This is a genomic window from Clostridium sp. C8-1-8, assembly GCF_009928445.1.
Taxonomy (GTDB): Bacteria; Bacillota; Clostridia; order Clostridiales; family Clostridiaceae; genus Clostridium_AR.
This window is the reverse complement of sequence record NZ_JAABNO010000012.1, coordinates 28,281-44,717: the sequence shown is the minus strand read 5'-3', so window position 1 is coordinate 44,717 and position 16,437 is coordinate 28,281. Positions and strand designations below refer to the sequence as shown.

Genomic DNA, 16,437 nt, shown 5'->3' with positions numbered 1-16,437 from the left:
AGGGCTGTGGACTCAGTACGCTGATTTTTCTATGGTGCTAAGCTTCAGCAACTTCACTAGAATAAAAATATATAATTAAAAAACTGAACTAAGAGTAGGTGGATATATAACATGGACGTATTAACCTTTGGAGAAACTATGGTGCTTTTTAATCCACAGTCAAATGGACCGCTAAGGTATGTTAGTAGCTTTAATAAATCTATAGCTGGAGCAGAATCTAATGTGGCTATAGCACTTTCAAGACTTGGACATGAAGCAGCCTGGTTCTCAAAATTAGGAGAAGATGAGTTTGGAAGGTATATTAGAAATGCTATAAGATCAGAGGGTGTAGATACCTCTAGAACGAAATTTACCAATGAAAAAAGCAGTGCTATTCTTTTTAAAGAAAGATTTGGTGGAGAAAATCCTAATGTTTATTATTATAGACAAAACTCAGCAGCCACTACATTAACAGTAGAAGAATTAGATTTAGAATATATTAAACAAGCTGAAATAATTCATATCACTGGCATAACTCCAGCACTGTCTGATGGCTTGAAAAAGGTTGTATTTGAAGTCTTGAGGATAGCAAGGGAGAATAATATAAGAATATCCTTTGATCCTAATATAAGATTGAAGTTATGGGATATAGAAGAAGCTAAACCTATATTGTTAGATATAGCAAGAAGTTCGGATATAGTTTTACCAGGTATTTCAGAAGGAGAGATGCTTCTAGGAACTAGGGATGAAAAACAAATAGCTAATAAGTTCCTTGACCTAGGCTGTAAGCTAGTAGCTGTGAAGCTTGGTGAGAAAGGCTGCTATGTTGCTAATAGTTCTGGTGGAACTTATGTAGGCGGCTATGAGATTAAGAACCCTGTAGATACTGTTGGAGCTGGTGATGGCTTTGCGGCAGGATTTTTATCTGGAATATTAAGAAACTTAAGTTTAGAAGAGTGTGGACAACTAGGCAACGGAGTAGGGGCTATGGCCACTCTTGTACAGGGAGATATGGAAGGCTATCCATATTTTGAGCAGCTTTTAACCTTTATGGGAAAGCGAAAAAGTGTAGATAGATAATTAAAAGATCTGGCAAATGAGCCTAGAATAAGAGTTTCTTTGAGAATATAGTTATATAACTTCAACTATTAATTTATCTATGCTCTATAATCCTCAGAAGTCAATATTATTGAACCTGTATAAATTAAGTTTGTATATAGTAAACTTTTCTAATAAGCCATGCATTGAAAACTATTAGGTTTGTCGATGCATGGCTTTCATAAATATTGTCAACATTTTATAAGTTTCAGATTCAAGTAATTATTCAACATAACGTAAACTTAGTGAGAATTGGTGAGTGTAATACTTTGACACATTAATACAAAGTATTTTTGTAAAGCCTAGTTAATGGTCAAAAATCTTTGACTTATTAATGAGTTGAAAGATAGCTTTTTAACCATTTAAGTGCAGGTCTTTCTGTACCTGATGAAGTAACTAAATAGGTGTCAGGTTTCCAAGTCTGGTTTTGTATATATCCCCATAAGGTAACACCCTTAACATTAGGATTCTCCCATAGTACTGGAAACTTTTGTTGGTATCTTGCAAGTTGAGTTGAATCATCCCCGCTAATATCAAGCTCTGATACATATATAGGTAAGCCTGTTGAGGATAAGGTGTTTAAAACTGTTTTCATTGTAGCCACAGAAACGGTGTCCATATTGAATTGATGACATTGTATGCCGATTCCATCTATAAGCCCTTTAGATTTAAGGATATTTGCGATTTTTATATAGTTATTAGCAGCATTAGGGTCACCGATTATACCATATTCATTTAGTAGTAGTTTAGAATTTGGGAAGGCTTTTCTAGCTTGTTCAAAGGACCATACAACCCAGTCCCATCCGGTAGTACCATCTCCACCTATAGCATTTTTGAAAGAAGGCTTAGTGTGAAGGGGTTCATTTACTACATCTACAAAGGCTGCTCCAGAATATCTCTTACCGGCTGCTTGAATCCATTCAGATACTTCAGCCTTTTGGTCAGCGGCTGAGAGTTTGGAGATCCAATCTGGTTCCTGAGAGCCCCAAACTAGAGTATGAAACTTGAATTGGAAGTTTTTACTTTTAGCGTAATTATAAGCAAGGTCTGCACCGCTCCAATTCATATTGCCACGATTTGCTTCAACAGAACCCCATTTTGTAGCATTTTCTGGAGTTACTTGATTCCAATAAGTGTCGAAGTTAGAAGGGATATTGTATGATATTATATTACCTAAGAATTTACTATGGGACATAGCTGCATTTGTATTTTTTGTTGTTGACAATGACACTAGTAGAGTTAAGGAAAGAGCTATAGTACAAAATTTTATAATCTTTGTTTTTAACATAATAAACACTCCTTTATATATGGTGTACTTGAATGTACCCAGATTGATTTCATTTATTTTAGGAATTGCCAATAATCAATATTGAATAAGTTATTTGTGCCGTTACCTACAAATTTAAAGAAAACATTGTGAACTCCAGTAATATTGGATACTGTGCACTGCATTTCTTTCCATTGTTGTGGACCACCTGTAGAGCCTACATTTAGAGTACCTACTAAAGCACCATCTACAGTATCTAAATGTATTTCTATCTTTCCACCAACAGAGGAGGCAATGTTAGCCTTAAAAGTCTTAGCGGCAACTTGTCCAAAGTCAGCCTTTGATACTGCTATCCAGTCACCATTATTTATGTTTGTAACATCCAGATTAATTCCTCCTGATGCTTGGCATATCTCTGTTGAGATACCTCCATTCCATCCAATAGTCTCAGCTTCATTGCGTATATATGGATTAAGATTAGTAGTTTGAGGAACTCCAATCATATCAGCATTGACGTTTTGAATCTTTCCATCACTGGAATATTGAAGTTTGTTAATATGAGGTGAGCGGTATCCTTTAGTAATTCCCATAGCTTTTCCTAGAGTTTGTGCATGGTAGGTTATATACCATTGGTTATTAAATTGAAAAATAGAATGATGGTTGTTACCACCAACACCGAAAAAGCTTCCTGGGTTTTTTAGAATAGTACCTTGATAGGTAAATGGTCCCATAGGATTGTTGCTGACCATGTAAGCAATTTCTCCTTGGGCTGGAGAGCCAGCTGGGTGTGTACCAGAGAAATTTGAACAATAGGAATAGTAGTATTTACCATTGTATTTGTGTATACCTGAATCTTCAAACATGAAAGGAGCGTCTATTAAAGAGGCACTTCCATCAGTATGAATCATATCACTGCTTAGTTTTATAACTCTACTTGATTTTGGGTTTGCAATTTGACTTTGAGTAGGTGTATTTCCCCCAGGGATTCCTCCTCCAAAATATAGATAAGCTGATCCATCATCATCAACGAATACTGCAGGATCAAAAAGCCACACAACTCCATTAACTCCAGGAGTGCTATTAGTGATAATAGGTTTACCAATTGGATCAGTCCATGGACCTATTGGAGAATCTGAGGTAAGTACTCCTATACTTGAGGCATCATTAGCAAAATAAAGGAAGAACTTATCTTTGCCATTTATTTTTTTACAGGCTGCTGTAGGAGCCCAAGAGTGATTTGCCCACTTTGCAGAGCCATTAGAACCAGCTACTTGAACTTCACCATGATCAGTCCAGTTAACCATATCATTAGATGAAATAATGGTTATTTTCTGTATTTTATTATAGGTGTTATCAACTACATTTCCATTGTTATCGTATTCAAATTGATCACTTGTCATATAAACGTAAACTCTGCCATTATATACCATAGCACATGGATCGGCTCCAAACTTATGAGTAATAAGAGGATTGGAGTATCCCGGAACTTTGGCAAGTGCATTGGTAGTAGTTGTAGAATTAGCTAAAATAGATTTATCAGAAAGTAGTTTGTTATTTATAGAGGTATCTTTAGTATTATCAGAATTTAATAAAGGTCTAGTTGTGGTTTGATGATTTTTTTCTAGATTGATATTGTTTGCAGCTGTACTCATTGAAAAGCTAAATATTAAAGACATTGTTAATAAAAAAAGTTTAGAGTGGTTTAACATTTCATAATCATCCTCTTTCTTATTAAATATCAATAAATTTTTCTGACTCATTACCAAGATATACTCTTGAATTAAAAACATTAGCATATACTCTAAATTCTATATATCACCTCCTACTAAAGTAGTTTAATACTCTTATTATTACTATTTATGAAAGAGTGACTTATGGATTAAAAAGTACTAATTTGTAATTCAGATAACTGGTTTTATAAGTGTTGGGAAGATTATTAAAACTAATGATTGAATATTTGAAGTTTATATGCTGAAATTTCTACTTCTCAATTGCAGCGAAAAAGAAATGTATATGTTAGTTTATAACAAAAATGGTAAAATAACAGTATATATAATATATTAATACAAAGATTATATATTGTAAACATATTTTTTGTGACGCGGTTACAAAAAACTGCATAACAACTATGTCAAATTGCTATGCAGCTAATTTAAAATATTGGCTAATTTGAAAACTGTACTTTAATAGAGTCCAAATATTTAAATAATAAAGTAATATATCCTTATTATTTAATAATTAAGCAACTCTTTTATCTTTATCTAGATCTGATTTGTTTTTTGACAATATATTATTTAAAGCACTTGGAAGTGCAATCATTGCTGGCAAGAATATAGGAAGAAGTATAAAGCAAAGCACTATAAGTCCTGCAATTACAGCTACTGCTAGTTCTGCTAAAAGCACTAAGCCTGAAGGCATAAGTGTAGCAAAGGTACCTCCAAGGATTATTACCGCTGACATTACAACTCCACCAATGTGCTTAGAAGCTAAAACTATGGCTTCTTTGTGAGACATATTTGGATATTCTTTGAAACGCATCATAACGAATATACTATAGTCAACTCCCAAGGCTACTATTATTATAAAGGAGAAGAACGGAACGAAGGACGAAATTCCCTCTAGGCCTTTTAGATTTATGAAGATTAAGTTTAGTATATACATTGCTGCATAATATGCTCCTAAAAGTGATGCTGTTATTACAGCTGGCTCCCAGAAGGAACGTATGACAAGAAGTAATACTAGGAAAACACCTATAATTACTACAACTGTTGTTTTATTTAGATCTCTACTTAACACATTATTCATATCATTTGTAGTAGAACTTGGACCTGACACTCCGGCTTTAGCATCAGAAAGTACTGAAGCTTTAAGAGTAGCTGAGGTAACAGTGTTTATTTTTTCAACGATATCACATGCTTTTTGTGAATATGGATCAGCATCTAAAACAACTGTCAATTTTGTTATATTTCTATCTTTAGACATAAACATATCTAAGGCTTTCTTAAAGTCAGCATTAGTTAAGGCTTCCTTTGGGATGTAGAAGGTTTTATTGCTATTAAGCTGTGTTAAGAAACCATTTGTCTTATCCAAGCCATCAGATATTTGACTTAACCCTCCGTTAACATCGGATAGCTTTTGTCCAAAAGTACTGAAGCCATTAAGACCTTCAACTAATTTCTGTTGTCCTGTTTTCATTTGGCCTAGTCCATTAGCTACACTATTCATGTTTGTAACTATTGTACCTATTCCTGAAGCTGTCTTTCCAAGACCTTCTTGTAGTTTCTTTAAACCATCAGACATTTGACCTAAACCAGTGCTCATTTGTGAAAGAGCTTTATTTGCGGTACCAAAGCCTTCTGTTGCAGCATTATAGTTAGCATTTAAGGTTTGGATTCCCTCAGGAGTAATTTGGCTTAGTGATGCTGATAGCTTTTCTATAGTTTGCTTTAATCCTATATAATTAGGATCAGTACTAGAGTTTTGATAGTTATTACCTAAAGCATTTACCATAGTTTGCATTTGAGCTAAGGCGCTCTTGACACCAAGAAGAGCTTGAGCAGCACCTTGGTAGTGAGTTCCCATCTCTTTATAACCTGACTGCATCTTTGTAAAGTTATCTGATAGTTGAGCTAATCCGCTGCTCATCTTTGTAAGATTGCTCTGGATAGTCTCTATACCACTGCTTATACTTTGTGATCCATTTGAACCGCCATCTAGACCTTTTTGAATTTGAGTAAGTCCGTTTCCTAGAGCCACAACGCCATCTTGAAGCTTTGCAGTTCCATCAACCATTTGACTGACCTGGGAGAAGTCTGCAGAGGTTAGCTTTTCAGAAGCTAGCTTTAAGCCATCATTTATTTGATCAACACCATCTTTGGTTTTAGACATCCCGTCGGTTACTGAAGGCATTTGACCGCTAATGTAGAAACCATCTATTTTCTTACCTTCAGGTTGAGTAACAGAAGAAACCTTGCTTACACCTTTAATATCCTTTATTCTTTCTGTCAAGTTATCTATTGCAGCAAAAGACTCGTTGTTATCTAAAGCTTTATCATATTCAATTGCCACAGTGGCAGGCATAGCCTGACCTTTACCGAAATGAGTGGCTATAAGATTGAAGCCTTTAGAAGAAGGTTGTGAATCTCCAAGTTCTCCTACAGTATCAAAGTTAAGCTTTTGTTGGTGAAAATATACTGTTGGTAATATCATTAAAAGTACAATTAGAACTGATATAACTGGGTGTTTTGTTGCAAATGTAGAAGTCTTACCCCAAAACTTATTTTCACCATGAACACTTATCTTTTTAGATGGCCAGAATAGCTTGTTACCAAACAGCTTCATCATAAAAGGAGTTAAAGTCAAGATCTCAAGTAACAGTATGGTAACGCCTATGACTACAACAACACCGGATTGATATGTTGGTGATTCGGCAAACATCAAGCTAAGGAAAGCTATAAATACAGTAAGTATACTGAAAGCAATTGTTTTAACTGCAGTTTTGTAGGTGTTTACTATAGCATCATCTATAGAGTAGCCATGGGATAGCTCTTCCTTAAATCTGTTGAAGAGAAGGATGTTGTAGTCAGTTCCTATACCGAACAATATAAGTATAAGTAGCATCTGAGTAAGACTTGTTACTGGAAAATTAGCTTTATCAATTAGCTGGGCAGCAATTCCCATAGAACACAAATAAGAGAAAGCTACTGCTATCAAGGAGATCAGAGGTGTTACTACTGATCTGAACATTATTACAAGCACTAGTAAAATAAATATAACTGTTAACGAAGCACTTTTTTCCACTCCTGATTCCGCGGATCTTTGATAATCATCGTTTATAAAATCTTCACCGCTAAGATAGTATTCAGACTTCACATTAGTCAGTTTGTTATCTAATTGCTTCTTGATTTCAGATACCTCTCTTGATTTTTTATCCAGCTTAAAGCTTACCATTAGAGTTGTACCATCTTTTGATATTAAGGAATCCTTTGCTTCTGGCATACTAAAAGGATCAATCATGCTGTTAATACCCAGTTCATCGCTGCTATTAGTTAGAGCTTTTACGGCATCACCGATTTGATTGATTTCAATATCAGAAAGTTTATTTTTATCGTAAAAAACTATTAAGTCATTGCTTCCTTTAGTGGTATCCATCTTACTAACTATGGAATCAGCAATTACTGAAGGACTATCATTGCTTAGTACTTTTTGCCCCCTTACTCTAAGTATAGCGTTGATATCAGGCTGAAAGGCTGCTAGAAGAATAGTTGCTACTAGCCAAATAGTAAATATAAAGTAACGTCCTTTTATTATTTTTCGCATTGTTTATTCCCCCTATTAAAATATAAAACTCAAAATATCCTCCTTTCCATAAATAATTTTTATTATGATACGACATATTACATATTAATCATAGGACTTCCATAAAACTGTAACAATTGTACCTTAGGGCAGAAGATAATGTACTTTTAGGCAGAGCATAAATATTGGCAATAAATTTAGGTATTTATAGAGGTGAATATATAGAGGACAATAAGAAACATAGAGTATTGCCCAAAGGTACAATTGTTATAAATACATGTTTGATATAAGATATAGATAATAAATAATGATATGAAAATATAGAGTTGTACATATAATTAAAAAGGCAGGTGCCAACATTGCGAAACATGTTTAAGTCAACATTTATGCCAGATACAGTTGGTGATATATTTCCTAAATCACCAGCAGTATTGGGAGTTATTTTACTTTATCTCGCTACAATATTTATGCCTAATTCAGGTAAAATAGATTCTCGTGGAACCATAGGTATAACAATAGTAATGATACTTCAAATGGTATTATATTTGTTTTTCGATAAAATATTCAAAAATAAATACTGGATTTATTTTGTGATACAAGGAATAATAACCTTTGATTATGCAGTTATAGCACCTAAAGCATATCATACCTTATTGCTTGGATTAATACCGCTTTTCATTATTCAAAGTATGATAGCTTATAACAATGCTATGAATGTGATTGCTACAGCTTGCTATTTTTATAGTATTTTCAGTGTTACCATATTTATAATTAATGGAAGTAAAGAGCTGCTTCAATCAATGCCATTGCTTATAATAATAACTATAGCTATGCGTATATATTCAATCATATTTTTTAATCAGGTAAAGCTTCGTATCCAAAGCCAAAAGATATATCAGGAGTTAGCTTTAGCTTATGAAAAAGTAGAAGAATTGACGTTGATTAATGAGAGACAAAGAGTAGCTCGGGATCTACATGATACACTATCCCAAGGTATTGCTGGAACTATAATGCAATTAGATGCAGTAAATGCAAACTTGAATAATAACAACACAAAGCGTGCTCAAGAAATAGTTGTAAGAGCAATGGAGCATGCCAGAAAAACCTTGGCTGATTCTAGGCTTGTTATTGATGACTTGAGAACTAAGACTAATAAAAGAACAGACTTTTCAGAAGCATTGAAAAATGAGATATCAATGTTTAGAGGTGTATCAGATATATCTGTAGCATCAAACATAAGAGTGGATTCAGACATATCCTCCAGTACCTCAAAACATATTTTATATATTGTAAGAGAAGCTCTAAATAACATCGCAAAGCATTCCAAGGCAGAAAATGCTGAGATTGAAGTTGTAGAAAATGATGATTCAATAAATATAAATATTGTAGACGATGGGATAGGTTTCGATGTTAGGTTAATAGATAGAATGTTCGGCCATTATGGAATAGTAGGAATGACAGAGCGGGTAAAAATGATAAATGGAAAGATAAAGATAAACAGTAAAAAAAGAAAAGGTACAAGTGTAAACATCATTATACCAATTGAGAAAGGAATAGATGATGATGGTGAATAAAAGAAGAATATTGGTGGTAGATGATCATCTAATAGTTAGAGAAGGATTAAAGCTAATATTTGAGACTGAAGAAAACTATGAAGTTGTAGGAGAGGCTGAAAATGGAGAAAAAGCATTAGTACTAATTGAAGAGCTAAAGCCTGATGTGGTATTAATGGATTTGAACATGCCAAAGAAAAGCGGTTTAGAGGTGATAAGGATATTAAAAGAAAAGAATAACCTGATACCTATTATTATATTGACAACTTTTAATGATGATAAATTGATTAGAGAAGGACTTTTTCTTGGAGCTAAGGGGTACCTATTAAAGGACAGTACTCGCGAAGAGCTTATAAGAACTGTGGAGTCTGGCATAAGAGGAGAAATATTATTGCAGCCAGAGATTAGTAGAAGCATATTGGGTATAAAAGCTGAACCAGAAGAAGGAAGCAATAAAATAAATGATTCAATCACAGAAAGAGAACGATTTGTCTTACAAGCTGTCGCAAGAGGTTGCACAAGTAAAGAAATAGCCTTTGACATGGGAATATCAGAAAGAACTGTAAAAGCACATTTAACAAACATATATAGTAAACTTAATGTTGAATCTAGATCCAAGGCAGTTGCTGTAGCAATAGAAAGTGGAATCATTCATGTTGAAAAGTAACCTGAAAGCCCCATGTTTCCAATAAATTCTTAACTTCTTATATTGTTATAAATATATATTTATAACAATATAAGAAGTTTTTGCTTTATGGAAAAGCAAAGCAATATTTCTTATTGAACCTATTAATATGAAAGGCTTTGCACATTATATTAGATGTAAGGAAAATATGGATATATTTTATAAATAAAAGCATAACCATTTATATGCTTAAGTATTTGTGATAACATTTACAGTAAAGGGTGAAATATAAAACTCAGTACTTATATAAAGTAAAGAGTTCAAAGTAATATGGAGGGACATATATGAGAAAGTATGATGAAAGTGAAATCAAAAAGCTTCAAGAGGAAAGTTGTACAATTGAAAATAAAGGATTAAAGGTTATACTTAAACCAAGTCCAAAAGAAGACAGGCCAGGGTATATAGATCCAGTGGAATTAGGATTTATACAAGCTGCCAATCAAAATAATGAAAGTAGCAGCAATCCGGAAAAGATTCCTTCAATGGAAGAATTAATTCCTATAATAAGAGAGAGTATGGGATTTCCTAATTATAACTTGAATACTGTGGAGATTCACACAAAGTATGAAGAGCTTACAGGCAGTGGAAATACGGTAGGCTTATGGCGTTATTATACAAGAAAGTCTCAAGGTAATAAGAAGAGACCAGCCCTTGTATTTTTCCATGGAGGCGGTTGGATTGGAGGAAGCACATATACTGTAGAGAATTTTTGCAAGCTAATAGCTGAACTAGCAGATGCAGTGGTATTTAATGTTGATTACTCCTTGGCACCTGAAAAACCATATCCAAATGGCTTGAATGATAATTATTATGCAGTAAAACACATATATGACAACGCAGAGGCTTATGGTATTGATTCTGATAAGATTTGTGTTGGTGGAGATAGTGCTGGAGGTAACTATGCAGCAGCAGTTTGCCTAAAGTCAAGGGACTTAGGTGATACAAAGCTAGCTATGCAAGTACTTATCTATCCAGCAGTTGCTATAGGTGACGCAAAGGCTCCAGGTTATGAATGGAATGAAAAATTATTTGATATATCAGAAGAACAAAGTCAGATTATTAAAAATCAATGCCTTGTACTTGGTAAGCCATCAAAGGTTGAAGATGACCTTATGGCAGGTTGCTATATTACCAATGCGGAAGATATTTATACTCCATATGTTAGTCCTATTGTTGCAAAGTCCTTTGAAGGCTTGCCAAAAGCTATAATAGCTGGTGCAGAGTTTGATGGCTTAAGGCTTCAAGGAGAGTTCTATGGTAAGCTGCTTTCTGAGGCTGGAGTTGATACAACTTGCTATCGATATAAAGGAATGACTCATGCTTTCATAGATAAATTAGGTCATGTTCCTCAAGCAGAAGATTTATGTATTGAAATTGCTGAGGCTATGAAAAGTTTATAAATAGTTTAAAGCTAATTACCTATAAAATAGAAATTTAGTTTTATATTAGCTGTTATATTACAGTGTTGAACATAGTACTAAAATTAAGTTTCGTTATAAAATCGGGTAATGAGCTTAGGCAAGAAAGATATGCTTTATATAAAGCTGTGGATAAATAAAATATTATTATTTTAATATGATATTAAGGGGAGTGAGGATTTATGGCAGGAATATTTCTAAGGTTTCCTGAAGGGAGAACTAAAGCTCTTACTCTAAGCTACGATGATGGAGTGGAACAGGATGTTAAGCTTATCGAAATCATGAATAAGTATGGATTAAAGGGAACCTTTAACTTAAATAGTGGACTGTATGCGCCAGAGGGAACAATTTATCCTAATGGACAGATTCACCGTAGGATGGCTGAAAAGAAAGTTACTGAAGTGTATAAGAATTCTGGTCAAGAAGTTGCTGTACATGCGTTGACACATCCATCGCTTATAGATATACCTACGCCAATGGTTGCTAATGAGGTTATAAAAGACAGAGAAAATCTTGAGAAGCAATTTGGTCTTATAGTTCGTGGGATGGCATACCCCTATGGAACCTTCAATGACGATGTTGTTAAAGTACTTGAAAACTGCGGCATAGTATATGCAAGGACAGTAATATCAACTAATGATTTTAGAATACCTAAAGATTGGCTTAGACTAACAGCTACCTGTCATCATAACTCACCAGAGCTTATGAAACTAGCTAAAAGTTTTATGGAAGACGACATAGCTGACCAACCATACTTATTCTATTTATGGGGCCATAGTTATGAATTCGAAGCAGATGATAATTGGAAGGTAATAGAGGAGTTTGCTCAATATGTAGGAAATAATAAAGATGTTTGGTACGGGACCAATATAGAAATATATGAATATATTGAAGCTTTTAATAAATTGATATTTAGTGTAGATGGTACTAGAGTGCAGAATCCTTCAAGTAAAAAACTTTGGTTCAAGCATTTATCTGGACAGCTTGTGGAGGTTGAAGCTGGGGAAACAGTTGAAATTAAGGATAAGTAATAAAGAAGGAATTAATGTAGTAAGTAATAAAGATAACATAGTTAGTGAAACATAGATAAAGGTACATTATTAACTATTGTAGTTAATAATGTACCTTTATTACCGTAAAAAACTCCACAATTAAAGAAAAAATCCTCGCAAAGGTATAATTGAAAAGAATATACTTTTAAAACATTGGAACTATTTAAAGAAAGTATTTAATGGTAAAATCATTATAGATTAAAAGCCTGATACACTTGTTTAAGTCATATAAAAGGAGGAATATAGAATGAAGATATCTGAAGGCTTAAGCGTACTGGAATTAGGAATTACAGAACGTCAAATGCATCCTACACTTATTTTTGATGAAGATGATGTGATACTTATAGATGCAGGTTTGCCTGGGCAGTTTGAAGATATTTCTGAGGAAATAGGTAAGGCTGGGGTGTCAATTGACAAAATTACTAGGATAATAATAACCAATCACGACCTAGATCATATTGGTAGCTTAGCTAGTATTGTCAATAGGTCCAAAACTAAGGTAGAAGTTTTATCACATGCTGGTGAAAAGCCATATATTGAGGGTGCTAAAATGCCAATTAAGATGACTGAGGAACGCCTTAACTCTATGCCAGAAGATGAAAAGAATGAAACTATAGAAAAACTTAAAAAATTAATAGTTAAGGTTGATAGGACTATAGAAGATGGACAACAGCTTCCTTATTGTGGGGGAATAGAGGTTGTATATACTCCAGGACATACTCCAGGGCATACCTGTCTTTATCTAAAGAAATACAAAACTTTAGTGGCTGGTGATGCTATGAACGTTAAGGAGGGAGTGCTTGTAGGGCCTAATCCAGTATTTACTTTTGATATGAAGCAAGCAACAGAATCCCTTAAAAAGCTTTCTAGGTATGATATTCAAACAGTTATCTGCTATCATGGTGGAGTATTCAAAGATAATCCAAACGAAAGGATTGCTGAGATAGCTAATATAAAAATAATATAGTTTAATTATTTGGAAGGACCCTATAAAATAGAATCAATAACTAGTATTTATTACTTTGTTTTGTGATGTATATTTTATAGGGTATATTTATTTTAATAAAACCAAACTTTTTGCTAGTTTGTTACTCTATATAATTTCTGAGAGTTCATAAAGACATCATTGTAAGCAGTTAGTCTTACCTTTGTGAGTCCAAGTTTATGTAATACTTCATAAGAATACTTACTTGTTCTGCTATCACAAGTATGAACAAAACTTGATATGTTACTTTAAGTTTGATAAATTAACTGTAAACGTATATAATAAATTTTAATTATTTAGATGCATCTGGTAGGGGGGGATCTTTTGAGAAGAATTGATGAAGTTTATAAAAAACTCAATGAACTTTATAATGGAGAAGGTGTAACTGCAGGAGAAATTGCCACTTCTTTAGGGCTTGATAGAGCAAATGTAAGTGCTGATTTAAATAAATTAAGTGAAGCTGGAAAAGTAGCAAAGATTAAAGGGAAACCAGTTCTATTTGTACCCCAGGAAAGCAAATTTGAGGAAAATACCCTTGAGAGATTTCTTAGGAAAAATAGTAGCCTTTACTCTGCTGTGGAGCAAGCAAAGGCAGCAGTTTTATATCCACCTAAAGGAATGAATATGCTTATACTAGGGGATACTGGTGTTGGTAAATCAATGTTTGCTGGACTTATACATAAATATTCTATGGAAATGGAAATGGTGAAAGAGGACGCGCCTTTTATTACATTTAACTGCGCCGATTATGCAAATAATCCTCAACTTTTACTTGGACAACTTTTTGGAACTGCAAAGGGAGCATATACTGGTGCTGATTCTGACAAGATTGGTTTAATTGAAAAGGCAAACGGAGGTATTCTTTTCTTAGATGAAGTTCACAGGCTTCCGCCAGAGGGGCAAGAAATATTCTTTACTTTCATGGACAAGGGGATTTTTAGAAGATTAGGTGAAACAGATGTTGAAAGATCATCAAAGGTACTAATAGTTTCTGCAACTACAGAAAATCCAGAATCAACACTTTTAAAAACCTTTACTAGAAGAATACCTATGATTATAAGAATTCCAAGCCTTAATGAAAGAACTCTGGAAGAAAGGTTTAATTTAGTAAGTGACTTTATGAGAGAGGAATCTGCAAGACTTAGAAAGACAATAAAAGTATCTGTAAATACAATGAGGTCTCTTCTAAGTTATAGCTGTCCAAACAATGTTGGGCAACTTAAGACAGATATTCAGTTATTATGTGCAAAGTCATATGCGGATTTTATAGCTCACAAAAAAGAAGAGATAGTTATAAGTAGTTTAGATATACCGCCTTATATAAGAGAAGGATTATATATGGGAACTGAGCATCGTCAGATATGGAATAAGTTGATAGGTATAAATAATAGATATTGTATTTTTGATACTAGTGAAGAAAATATGCTCTTTGAGGAATATGACAATAAAGAAAGTATTTATGAGATGATAGACATAAGGTTCCATGAATTAAAGACGAAAGGTGTATCTGAGGAAGAACTAGATAAAGAAATGGAAAAAGACATAGAAGACTATTTTGACAACTACATCCACGATGTAAGTAGTAAAGTAGATATGTCTAAGCTAGAAAATATAATTGAGCCTAAAGTTATAAGGGTTATTGAGGAAGTGATCAGCTTAGGTGAAGAAATACTTGGTAGAAAGTTAAGTAAAAAGGTTTATTATGGCATGGCTGTGCATATATCAAACTCTATAGAGAGAGTAAGAAAAAATAGAAAAATAGTAAACCCTCAGCTAAATTCTATTAGGACTCAATATAAAAAAGAGTTTAATTTGGCGCTAGATTTTTTAAAAATAATAGATAGAACATTAGATATATCAATGCCTATTGATGAAGCTGGATTTTTAGCACTTTTCTTAATTTATGATTATAGAGCTGTTGAAGAACACAATAAGGATGTAAAAGTCATTGTAATAGCTCATGGACCTGCAACAGCAAGTTCAATGGTTGAAACAGCTAACAAGCTTTTAGGAGTAAATTACGCAATAGGTATAAATGCCCCAATAGAAGAAAAACCTAAAACTATACTTTCTAATATAAAGAATTATATTAAAGAGTCAAAAATAGATTCTGACGTGTTATTCCTTGTAGATATGGGGTCTTTCACAACCTTTGGTGCAGAGCTACAAAAGGAATTCGGAATAAGAAGCAAAACAATTCCACTTGTAAGCACACTTCATGTGCTAGAGGCTACAAGGAAAGCTATGATGGGATATATGCTGGAAGAAGTTTATAAAGATACCTTAAGTGTTAATGTTTTGATGGAAGCTCATGAAGAATATATTGCAGAAGAGGATGAGATAGGTGAAAAACTAGCTATTATAACTATTTGCACTACAGGTGAAGGTAGTGCAATAACACTTAAGAATATGCTTCATAGAGAACTTAATTTTGACAGCAACCTTTTGGAGGTTATTCCTATCAATCTTGTGGGAAAAGGCAGCGTATATAAAAGAATAAATGAAATAGAGAAAGATCATACTGTTGTATGCACTGTAAGTTCTTTTAGTTTAGATACTAAAATTCCTCAATTTGGACTTGAAGATATGTTTAATCCAGAAGCTATAAAACTAATGCAAAGGTATATAGATCTTCAGACAACTTATATTAAAATGGGAGATACCTTAGAAGCTCAGCTGAAGAATATAAGTGGAAAAGCAGCATTGATTGATATAAGAAAATTTAATAGTATGGTTGAAGAAAGACTTGATATAAAGCTAGATACAAATTTTTTGATTGGTATATCCTTTCACATGGCCAGCATGATAGATAGGCTTAAAGAAGGAAATTATATTGATCAGTTTGAAGAAAAAGAAAAATATATTAAAGATAATCCAGAATTATATAGTGTAGTTAAAAATACTGCAGAGTTTTTAAATAAAAAATACTCGATAGAAATTACAGATGATGAGATATGTTATATAATGAGATTTTTTGATTACAGGAACTATATGAAAAAGAGATAAGTATTAATCCTACAATTCATTAAAGGATGGGTTGTAGGATTTTTTTGTTTGATGTGTGTTGGCATAAAAATTGCTTTAATAATAAGTATAACAAAC

Annotated in this window: 10 protein-coding genes; 7 read left to right on the top strand and 3 right to left on the bottom strand. The window is 33.4% G+C overall.

Going from position 1 to position 16,437, the window contains the following annotated elements; all coding sequences use genetic code 11:
- Nucleotides 1-111: 111 nt before the first annotated feature.
- On the top strand, nt 112-1,059 hold the full coding sequence (locus GXK57_RS13510; RefSeq protein WP_160677197.1) for a sugar kinase: 948 nt from the start codon (nt 112-114) through the stop codon (nt 1,057-1,059).
- A gap of 349 nt (nt 1,060-1,408) precedes the next feature.
- Here GXK57_RS13510 and GXK57_RS13505 read toward each other — a convergent pair whose 3' ends face one another.
- The 3 genes from GXK57_RS13505 to GXK57_RS13495 all read right to left on the bottom strand — a co-directional run bounded on the left by GXK57_RS13505 (nt 1,409) and on the right by GXK57_RS13495 (nt 7,663).
- Nucleotides 1,409-2,365: an endo-1,4-beta-xylanase gene (locus GXK57_RS13505; RefSeq protein WP_160677195.1), complete on the bottom strand. Its 957-nt coding sequence runs from the start codon at nt 2,363-2,365 to the stop codon at nt 1,409-1,411.
- Nucleotides 2,366-2,418: 53 nt separating this feature from the next.
- On the bottom strand, nt 2,419-4,104 hold the full coding sequence (locus GXK57_RS13500; protein ID WP_279285505.1) for a glycoside hydrolase family 43 protein: 1,686 nt from the start codon (nt 4,102-4,104) through the stop codon (nt 2,419-2,421).
- Nucleotides 4,105-4,582: 478 nt separating this feature from the next.
- Nucleotides 4,583-7,663, bottom strand: coding sequence for an MMPL family transporter (locus GXK57_RS13495; RefSeq protein ID WP_160677192.1), 3,081 nt, complete (start codon nt 7,661-7,663; stop codon nt 4,583-4,585).
- 347 nt (nt 7,664-8,010) lie between these two features.
- Between GXK57_RS13495 and GXK57_RS13490 the strand changes: the two genes are divergently transcribed.
- The 6 genes from GXK57_RS13490 to GXK57_RS13465 all read left to right on the top strand — a co-directional run bounded on the left by GXK57_RS13490 (nt 8,011) and on the right by GXK57_RS13465 (nt 16,341).
- Nucleotides 8,011-9,216: a sensor histidine kinase gene (locus tag GXK57_RS13490; RefSeq protein WP_243156431.1), complete on the top strand. Its 1,206-nt coding sequence runs from the start codon at nt 8,011-8,013 to the stop codon at nt 9,214-9,216.
- Entirely contained in the window at nt 9,206-9,862 is a 657-nt protein-coding gene (locus tag GXK57_RS13485) for a response regulator transcription factor (RefSeq protein WP_243156430.1), read from the top strand. Before GXK57_RS13490 ends, GXK57_RS13485 begins: the two co-directional genes overlap by 11 nt.
- A 302-nt stretch (nt 9,863-10,164) precedes the next feature.
- The gene (locus tag GXK57_RS13480) at nt 10,165-11,280 is read left to right on the top strand and encodes an alpha/beta hydrolase (RefSeq protein ID WP_160677183.1); all 1,116 of its coding nucleotides are present in this window, start codon (nt 10,165-10,167) and stop codon (nt 11,278-11,280) included.
- A 200-nt stretch (nt 11,281-11,480) separates the two neighbouring features.
- Nucleotides 11,481-12,329: a polysaccharide deacetylase family protein gene (locus GXK57_RS13475; RefSeq protein WP_160677180.1), complete on the top strand. Its 849-nt coding sequence runs from the start codon at nt 11,481-11,483 to the stop codon at nt 12,327-12,329.
- A gap of 268 nt (nt 12,330-12,597) precedes the next feature.
- Nucleotides 12,598-13,317 (top strand): MBL fold metallo-hydrolase, encoded by a 720-nt coding sequence (locus GXK57_RS13470; RefSeq protein WP_160677177.1) that lies wholly within the window; start codon nt 12,598-12,600, stop codon nt 13,315-13,317.
- Between the two features lie 342 nt (nt 13,318-13,659).
- A complete protein-coding gene (locus tag GXK57_RS13465) occupies nt 13,660-16,341 on the top strand; it encodes a sigma-54-dependent transcriptional regulator (protein ID WP_160677174.1) in 2,682 nt (893 codons plus the stop codon).
- Nucleotides 16,342-16,437 lie beyond the last annotated feature (96 nt).

What these genes read in the sequence shown, in the direction of transcription:
- GXK57_RS13510 (WP_160677197.1), top strand. Translation starts at nt 112, where the DNA reads ATGGACGTATTAACCTTTGGAGAAACTATGGTGCTTTTTAATCCACAG.
- GXK57_RS13505 (WP_160677195.1), bottom strand. Translation starts at nt 2,365, where the DNA reads ATGTTAAAAACAAAGATTATAAAATTTTGTACTATAGCTCTTTCCTTA.
- GXK57_RS13500 (WP_279285505.1), bottom strand. Translation starts at nt 4,104, where the DNA reads ATGAGTCAGAAAAATTTATTGATATTTAATAAGAAAGAGGATGATTAT.
- GXK57_RS13495 (WP_160677192.1), bottom strand. Translation starts at nt 7,663, where the DNA reads ATGCGAAAAATAATAAAAGGACGTTACTTTATATTTACTATTTGGCTA.
- GXK57_RS13490 (WP_243156431.1), top strand. Translation starts at nt 8,011, where the DNA reads ATGTTTAAGTCAACATTTATGCCAGATACAGTTGGTGATATATTTCCT.
- GXK57_RS13485 (WP_243156430.1), top strand. Translation starts at nt 9,206, where the DNA reads ATGGTGAATAAAAGAAGAATATTGGTGGTAGATGATCATCTAATAGTT.
- GXK57_RS13480 (WP_160677183.1), top strand. Translation starts at nt 10,165, where the DNA reads ATGAGAAAGTATGATGAAAGTGAAATCAAAAAGCTTCAAGAGGAAAGT.
- GXK57_RS13475 (WP_160677180.1), top strand. Translation starts at nt 11,481, where the DNA reads ATGGCAGGAATATTTCTAAGGTTTCCTGAAGGGAGAACTAAAGCTCTT.
- GXK57_RS13470 (WP_160677177.1), top strand. Translation starts at nt 12,598, where the DNA reads ATGAAGATATCTGAAGGCTTAAGCGTACTGGAATTAGGAATTACAGAA.